Here is a 6,700-nt window from a genome sequence, read left to right on the forward strand (position 1 = left end):
ATCTACACCCGCGAGGAGCACCGCAAGTTCGGCTACTACGTGCTGCCGTTCCTGCTCGGCGAGTCCCTGGTGGGCCGAGTCGATCTCAAGTCTGACCGGCAGGCCGGCGTTCTACGGGTGCAGAGCGCGTGGCTGGAGCCGGGCAACGACGCGAGTTACGTCGCTGCCGAGCTCGCCGAACAGTTGGCCGTCACCGCGCGCTGGCTCGACCTGGACGGCATCGAGGTGCGCCCGCGCGGCGATCTGGCGCCGTCGCTCGCGGCCGCCGTCGGCTGACTGTCGAGCTGCGCGCCGGTGGCTCACGCGGCGCGGACGATGTGCACGTTGCCGTGCGCGGTGCGCACCCGCAGGGAGATCGGGTCTGCTCCAGCTCCCGGGGCGCCGTCGATCGGCAGATCCGAACGGACATGACCCGTGCCGGTGTGCGCGTCCAGACGGGCATTGACGCCCGTCGGCAGGCCGATCCGCAGATCGCCGGCACCACTGGTCAGGTCGACGTCGCCGTGCACCTCGTCCAGCCGGGCCGCACCGGATCCGGACCGCACCAACACGGCCTTGCGAGCGACGGCGACATGCAAATCGCCGGTGCCGCTGCCGTACCGGACGTCGCCACCGACCTCGCCGAGATCCACGCTGCCGTGGCCAGAGCGCACCTGCACCGCGCCGCCGACGTGCTGCGCACGCGCCTTGCCCTGGCCGAACCGCAGCCGTAGATCGCCGTCGACGGTGTCGAACTCGGCCTCACCCCGGCCGAAAGCGACGTCCGCGCCGTTCACCCGGCCGACGACCCGAACGGGGGCGTCGACGGTGACGATCTTGACCGCGGTCAGCGTCGGCACCACCACCCGCACGTGCACCGTGCTGCGCGGCCGGCCGCCGAACAGGCCGAGATCGAACAGCGCGCCTTCACGCGGTCCGGCGACGTGCAGGGTCGGCCCGCGCATCTCCGCGGCGATCGGTACGTCCTTCGCCTCGACGCCGTCGCCGGCGTCGATGTCGACGGTGGCTTCGGTGAGGTCGTCGCGCGCCTCGACCGACACCGTGCCGTGGCCGATGCGGACGAACAGGTTGATCGCCCCGGTGAGGGGGAATGTCTGGGTCGTCATTGCAGGCTCCTAACCGTTGATCCAGCCGGTGACGTGTTGACCCGCGCCTCGGCCGCCCCCTCGGCCACCGCCGCCGCGTCCGCGGTTGGGACCGGCGCCGAGGCCGAAGTTCTTGCCGAAGGCGGCGAGCGAGTCGAACGGGTTCGGGTCCAGCCCCGCGGTGGCCGCGCGCACGAGCCAGGCGTTGACGGACACGCCGTCGCGGGCTGCGGCGGCGTCGATGTCGGTCTTGAGCGCTTCGGACAGCCGCAGGGAGATGCGGGCACTGGTGTCACCGTCGTCGGGTCGCTGCTCCTGTGCAGGGGTGTCGTCGTGCGACAGCCGCACATCGACGGTCGCTTCGTTGCCGTCGAGCCGGACGGCGACCGTGGGTGCGCCCGGCAGGTCGACGAGCACGCTGGTGATCTCGTCCGCCGTGTCCGAGACGGCGGCGAGCACCGCCAGCCGTACGGCGGGTTCGGCCGCGCCGGCCAGCGCCTCGGCGACTTCCCTCGTGCGGTCGTCGCCGAGCGCGGCGGCTGCGCGAATCTGGGTGGCCACTTGGGAGGAGTACTCGTCGAGTTGCATGATGTCACTATGACATCACTTGTGCTGTCACGGCAAGGGTGGATGCGGCAGTCGGTGACAGCATCGGCGTCGGGCGCGGTGACCGGCCTGCCGGACGCGCGTGGCGTGGTCCGGGACCCGACCGCTGCGGTTACGCTCGGGGCGCCTGCCGAGGGCAGCGCCAATACAAAGACCGCGCACCGCGCGGCCGAGTGCGAGGAGCACCGGGTGCCCGACATCGTCCCCCTGAAGGTCCAAGCCATCGCCTGGACGCACTTCGAGCCGCCGGCGGACGTGCCGTGGGACACCGATACCGATGGCGGCGAGGCGCTGGCCGAGTTCGCCGGCCGCGCCTGCTACCAGTCGTGGAAGAAGCCCAACCCGGCCACCGCGACGAACGCCGGCTACCTGCGGCACATCCTCGAGGTCGGCCACCTGTCGGTGCTCGAGCACGGCACGGTGACCTTCTACCTGTCCGGCATCTCCCGCTCGCTCACGCACGAACTCATCCGGCACCGGCACTTCAGCTATTCGCAGCTGTCCCAGCGCTATGTGCCCGAGCGCGACGCCGCGATGGTCGAACCCGACGTCATCGCCGACGACCCGCAGCTGCACGCCAAATTCGTCGCCGCGTCGGACGCCGCCGTTGCCGCCTACACCGAGCTGCTCGAGGGCCTGGAGAAGAAGTTCGCCGACGTCGAGCACGCGACGCTGCGCCGCAAGCAGGCCCGGCAGGCCGCCCGCGCGCTGCTGCCGAACGCCACCGAGACGCGCATCGTCGTCACCGGCAACTACCGAGCCTGGCGGCACTTCGTCGCGATGCGCGCCTCCGAGCACGCCGACGTCGAGATCCGCGAGCTCGCCATCGGCTGCCTGCAGGAGCTCAAGCGCGTCGCGCCCAACGCGTTCGCCGACTTCGAGATCGCCGCGCTGCCGGACGGCACCGAAGTCGCCTCCAGCCCGTTCGTGTTCGAGGGCTGAACGTCGCGGCACGGGCGACCTAGACTGGCGCGGTGACCTCCGCACCCGCCGCGCCGCCGTTCGGCCGGCTGCTCACCGCAATGGTCACGCCGTTCGGGTCGGCCGGTGAACTGGACCTCGACACCGCCGTCCGCCTGGCGCGGCACCTGGTCGACGAGCAGGCGCACGACGGCCTGGTCATCAACGGCACCGGCGGCGAGGCGCCCACCACCTCCGATGCGGAGAAGGCCGATCTGATCGCAGCCGTCGTCGACGCCGTCGGCGACCGCGCCCACATCGTCGCGGGTGTCGGGACGTTCGACACGATCCACTCCGTGCAGCTCGCCGAGCAGGCTGCCAAAGCAGGCGCCACCGGCCTGCTGTGTGTCACACCGTACTACTCCCGACCGCCGCAGGCCGGCCTCGCCGAGCACTTCCGCATCGTCGCCGACGCCACCGACCTGCCGGTCCTGCTCTACGACATCCCGCATCGCAGCGGCATCCCGATCGCCGAGGACACCTTGCTGCGCCTGGCCGAGCACCCGCACATCGTCGGCGTCAAGGACGCCAAGGGCGATCTCGCGTCGAGCTCGCGGGTCATCGCCGCGACCGGGCTCGCGTACTACTGCGGCGACGACGCGAGCCTGTTGCCCTGGCTGTCCATCGGAGCGGTGGGCGTCGTCGGCACGTCCACGCACTTCTGCGGTCCGCAGACCCAGGAGTTGATCGCCGCGTTCGAGCGCGGCGACGTCGGCGAGGCGCTGCGTCTGCACCGATTGCTACTGCCGATCTACACCGGCATCTTCGCCACGCAGGGCGCCATCCTCGTCAAGGCCGGGCTGCGGCTGCGCGGACTGGACGTCGGTCCCGTCCGTACGCCGCTCGTCGACGCCACCGACCACGAGATCAGCCACCTGCGCACGGACCTCGCTGCGGCCGGGCTCTAGGGGCTCGGCGCGTCGCCTCGCATCGTCCGCTGAACCAGTCGGACCGCTCAAGGTCGGTCCGGAGTGTCCTTTCGGGCGCGCACGTTTGTGTGGGCAATCCTCAAGTTCGCCCGAGGGCCATACCGCTACGCGGCAACGCCCGAGTGTCCGGCGCTGTCCGCGCGTGTCGCGCCGGCGAGTTTCGGGTGCCCTCGCCGCGCCTCCCGGGCAACCCTCAAGTTCACGGTTAGCGTCCATCGAGTGAGTACCGGAACCCGTACGCGCCCTCCTGCGCGCAAGCAGGCCCCCCGACGCAGCGGCAGCCGGTCGACCGGCCGGCGTCCGGCGCGGCGCAACTCGGTCGCGCCGCTCGCGGCTCCGTTCCTCGGCGTCGGCAAGGCCATCGCTGCGCTGTGGCGGGCCCTGGCGGCCGCGCTCGGTGGCGTGGCGCGCACGGCTGGGCGCGGCGCAGCGACAGCCCGCGACCTGCCGCCCGAGCACCGCCGCGACGGTGCTGCGCTCGGCGTCCTCGCCTTCGGACTGATCGCCACGATGGGTATCTGGTTCCACGCTGCCGGGCCGGTCGGTCGCGTCGTCGACACCGGGGTCCGTGCGCTCGCCGGCAACGCTGCGCTGGTGCTGCCGCTCGTGCTGTTCGCCGCCGGCGCGCACATGCTGCGCCAGGCCCCCGAGCCGGGTGCACGAGGCCGGATGCTGGTCGGCGGCCTGGCCCTCACGGCGGCCGTGCTCGGCCTGCTCGACATCTGGGGCGCGAACCCGCACACGTCGGCCGGCCGGGCACATGCCGGCGGACTGATCGGCACCGCCATCGGCAAGCCACTCGTGAGTGGGCTGTCCGCGGCGCTCGCCGTCCCGCTGCTGGCCGCGCTCGGCGTGTTCGGTGTGCTGGTCGTCACCGCGACGCCGATCAGCGTGCTCGTCGACTACGTGCGCACGCTCGGCGGGCTGCGCGGCGGGGCGGACGCCGAGGAACTCGAAGCGGACGAGGACGTTGCTGCCGCACCCACGCGGCGCCGACGCCGCGCCAAGGACCAGACGCCGGACCAGTTGCCGGCCGAGCTCGACCCGTTCGCCGACGCCGCCGACCCCGAGCCGTCGGACGCCGAGGTGCCCGCCGCCAAACCGCGCAAACCCCGTACCCCGAAGGCGCAGGCTGCGCCGGCCGAGCCGGAACTGCCGCCCATCGACCGGCCGACCCAATTGGAGCTCTCGGGTGGCGCGGGCATGTACACGCTGCCCAGCCTGGCCACGCTGGCCGCGGGCACGCCGCACCTGGAGCACACCAAGGCGAACGACGAGGTCATCGCGGCGCTGCAGCAGGTCTTCGCCGAGTTCGACGTCGATTGCGCTGTCACCGGCTTCAACCGCGGGCCGACCGTCACCCGGTACGAGGTGTCCCTCGGCCCCGGCGTGAAGGTCGAGCGGATCACCAACCTGACCCGCAACATCGCCTACGCGGTCAAGAGCGCCGAGGTGCGCATCCTCTCGCCGATCCCGGGCAAGAGCGCCGTCGGTGTCGAGATCCCGAACGCCGACCCCGAGGTCGTCATGGTCGGCGACGTCCTGCGCTCGCGGGTCGCGCAACGCGACCAGCACCCGATGCTCGTCGCGCTCGGCAAGGACGTCGAGGGCGGCTTCGTCGTCGCCAACCTCACCCGGATGCCGCACATGCTGGTGGCCGGCGCGACCGGAGCCGGCAAGTCCAGCTGCATCAACTCGCTGATCCTGTCGATCCTGGCGCGCGCGACGCCCGACCAGGTGCGCATGGTGCTGATCGATCCGAAGCGGGTCGAGTTCGCGGCGTACCAGGGCATCCCGCACCTCGTCACGCCGGTGATCACGAACGCCAAGAAGGCGGCCGACGCGTTGCAGTGGGTCGTGCGCGAGATGGACATGCGCTACGAGGACATGGAGCACTCGGGCACGCGGCACATCGACGACTTCAATGCCAAGGTGCTCAGCGGCAAGCTGGTCGCGCCGCCGGGCTCCGAGCGCGTCTACAGCGCGTACCCGTACCTGCTGGTGATCGTCGACGAGCTCGCGGACCTGATGATGGTCGCCCCGCGCGACGTGGAGGACTCGGTCGTGCGGATCACCCAGTTGGCCCGCGCGGCCGGCATCCACCTCGTCATCGCCACGCAACGGCCGTCGGTCGACGTCGTCACCGGTCTGATCAAGGCGAACGTGCCGTCGCGGCTCGGTTTCAAGACGTCGTCGCTCGCGGACTCCCGGGTCATCCTCGACCAGCCCGGGGCGGAGAAGCTGCTCGGCAAGGGTGATGCGCTGTTCCTGCCCATGGGTGCGTCGAAGCCGGCGCGTATGCAGGGTGCCTACGCGACCGACGGCGAGATCGAGTCGATCGTCGAGCACTGCAAGAAGCAACTCGAACCGACGTATCGCGAGGACGTCACCGCACCGCAGGCGACCAAGAAGGAGATCGACGAGGACATCGGCGACGATCTCGACCTGTTCCTGTCCGCGGTCGAGCTGGTGGTGTCGACCCAATTCGGCTCGACGTCCATGCTGCAGCGCAAGTTGCGGGTCGGGTTCGCCAAGGCCGGGCGGCTGATGGATCTCATGGAGTCGCGCAGCATCGTCGGGCCGTCCGAGGGCTCGAAGGCACGCGAGGTGCTGGTGATGCCGGACGAGCTGGCCGGGCTGCTCTACACGCTGCGCAACGGCGGCAGTGCCGACGACCTGGTTGCCGCCGACGACGAAGACGACAATGAAGACGCTGGCGACGACGACGCCGGGCCGCACACACCACTACGGACCGGCACCGAATAGGTGCCGGTCCGTAGTCAGCTGGCGGACCGTGGCGACGAGACCTGAGCTGGCGGTCCGTCGCGGGACTTGGTCAGTCCCTGCGGTGTCGTGCGGTGTAGAACATGCGCGTTAGCCCGATGCGGCGCAGGCCGCGTTTGCGGTGCCTGCCGACGTAGATCTCGTCCTCGGTGACCCCGATACCGGCGGCCGAGGGAGACCAGGTCGTGTACGCCGGCTGAATCCGGTCGAGTACGGCCACGTAGATCACCTCCGTCGGATCGACCGTAGCTGGTGTGGCGGATGGTGCTGGTGTGACACGCCCTAAACGACGCGCCGATCCAGCTCGAGCAACATCCGGGTATTGCCCAGTGTGTT

General features: G+C 70.9%; 7 protein-coding genes. 4 read left to right on the forward strand and 3 right to left on the reverse strand.

All coding sequences use genetic code 11. The annotated features are described in order from the left end of the window. Nucleotides 1-276: DNA glycosylase AlkZ-like family protein (locus ACFFCN_RS18150; RefSeq protein WP_375493952.1), on the forward strand; the 276-nt coding region annotated here is incomplete at its 5' end. Nucleotides 277-299: 23 nt separating this feature from the next. Here the strand turns inward: ACFFCN_RS18150 and ACFFCN_RS18155 are convergent. Continuing rightward, complete coding sequence (locus tag ACFFCN_RS18155; RefSeq protein WP_375493954.1) at nucleotides 300-1,106, reverse strand: DUF4097 domain-containing protein; 807 nt, start codon at nucleotides 1,104-1,106, stop codon at nucleotides 300-302. Between the two features lie 9 nt (nucleotides 1,107-1,115). Continuing rightward, complete coding sequence (locus ACFFCN_RS18160) at nucleotides 1,116-1,673, reverse strand: toxin-antitoxin system HicB family antitoxin (protein WP_375493955.1); 558 nt, start codon at nucleotides 1,671-1,673, stop codon at nucleotides 1,116-1,118. 207 nt (nucleotides 1,674-1,880) lie between these two features. Between ACFFCN_RS18160 and thyX the strand changes: the two genes are divergently transcribed. From thyX to ACFFCN_RS18175, 3 genes are all read left to right on the forward strand, one after another. Next, nucleotides 1,881-2,633 (forward strand): FAD-dependent thymidylate synthase, encoded by a 753-nt coding sequence (thyX, locus tag ACFFCN_RS18165; protein WP_375493962.1) that lies wholly within the window; start codon nucleotides 1,881-1,883, stop codon nucleotides 2,631-2,633. A gap of 32 nt (nucleotides 2,634-2,665) precedes the next feature. Next, nucleotides 2,666-3,559: a 4-hydroxy-tetrahydrodipicolinate synthase gene (gene dapA / locus ACFFCN_RS18170; RefSeq protein ID WP_375493957.1), complete on the forward strand. Its 894-nt coding sequence runs from the start codon at nucleotides 2,666-2,668 to the stop codon at nucleotides 3,557-3,559. Between the two features lie 240 nt (nucleotides 3,560-3,799). Further along, complete coding sequence (locus tag ACFFCN_RS18175; protein ID WP_375493959.1) at nucleotides 3,800-6,346, forward strand: DNA translocase FtsK 4TM domain-containing protein; 2,547 nt, start codon at nucleotides 3,800-3,802, stop codon at nucleotides 6,344-6,346. Between the two features lie 70 nt (nucleotides 6,347-6,416). Here ACFFCN_RS18175 and ACFFCN_RS18180 read toward each other — a convergent pair. Beyond that, a partial coding sequence (locus ACFFCN_RS18180; RefSeq protein WP_375493961.1) for a hypothetical protein occupies nucleotides 6,417-6,700 on the reverse strand: 284 nt, incomplete at its 5' end.

The sequence above is a fragment of the uncultured Jatrophihabitans sp. genome, assembly GCF_964246335.1.
GTDB lineage: Bacteria > Actinomycetota > Actinomycetes > Mycobacteriales > Jatrophihabitantaceae > Jatrophihabitans.

Bases quoted from the DNA above. Each gene is read 5' to 3' on its own strand.
- ACFFCN_RS18155 (WP_375493954.1), bottom strand. From the start codon at position 1,106: ATGACGACCCAGACATTCCCCCTCACCGGGGCGATCAACCTGTTCGTC.
- ACFFCN_RS18160 (WP_375493955.1), bottom strand. From the start codon at position 1,673: ATGCAACTCGACGAGTACTCCTCCCAAGTGGCCACCCAGATTCGCGCA.